This window comes from Sphaerisporangium sp. NPDC049002, assembly GCF_040649355.1.
Lineage (GTDB): Bacteria > Actinomycetota > Actinomycetes > Streptosporangiales > Streptosporangiaceae > Sphaerisporangium.
On sequence record NZ_JBEZFH010000476.1, the window covers coordinates 1 to 1051 of the forward strand.

The following is a 1051-nucleotide window of genomic DNA, read 5'->3' on the forward strand; positions in this document are numbered from 1 at the left end:
GAGCTGGAACATGCCCAGGGTGTCACCCCGGGCGAGCATCTCGTAGGTGGCGGCGTCGTCCAGCGGCACCTGGTCCAGGTCGATGCTGACGCCCAGCCGCTCCCGGATGCCGGTGATGGCATCACCGATGATCGTCAGGTTCCGCGAGCCCAGGAAGTCCATCTTCAACAGGCCCATGGCCTCGACCTGATCGCAACTGAATCCGCCGATCACGGCTCCGTCGCTGCCGCGCCGCATCAGCGGCAGCACGTCGATCAGTGGTTCGGCGCTGACGATGACCCCCGCGGGGTGCACGCCGGTGCCCCGGGCGATGTTCTCCAAGCCGCGCGCGGTGTCGATGACCTGACGGGCATCCGGGTTGCCCTGGTACAACTCCCGCAGCGCGCCGGCCTCACCGTAGCGTTCCTCGGCCGCGTCGAAGATGGCCGCCAGAGGGATCTCCACGCCCATCTTCGCCGGCGGGAACGCCTTCGCGATGAGGTCGCCCAGCGCGAACGGCATGTCCAGCACCCGGCAGGCGTCCCGCACCGCGGCCTTCGCCTTGATGGTGTTCAGCGTCAGAATCTGCGAGCAGTGTTCCTCACCGTAGGTCTCGGTGACGTACTGGATCACTTCCCCGCGCCTGCGCTCGTCGAAGTCCAAGTCGATGTCAGGCATGCTCACACGGTCGGGGTTGAGGAACCGCTCGAACATGAGGCCGTGCTCGATCGGGTCCAGCTCGGTGATCCTCAACACGTACGACACCATGGAACCGGTCGCCGATCCTCGGCCGGGGCCGACCGCAATGCCGTGCTCTCTCGCGAATCGGCAGATGTCCGCGACGACGAGGAAGTAGGCCGGGAATTCCATCTGCTCGATCACGCGCAGTTCGTAGTCCAGGCGCTCCAGCACCTCGCGGGACGGCGAGTCCCCGAACCGGAACCGCAGACCCCTGGCGGTCTGCTCGCGCAGCCACGTCGCCTGCGTGTGCCCCTTCGGCACCGCGAACGCCGGCATCAGGTCTCGGGAGGCGAACACCTCGTCGTACGCCTGCACCCGCGAGGCGATCAGC

Annotated in this window: 1 pseudogene; it reads right to left on the reverse strand. The window is 67.3% G+C overall.

Annotated elements, in window-relative coordinates:
* Positions 1-1051 (reverse strand): annotated as a pseudogene (locus tag AB0B89_RS36630) (DNA polymerase III subunit alpha); the annotation flags it as partial.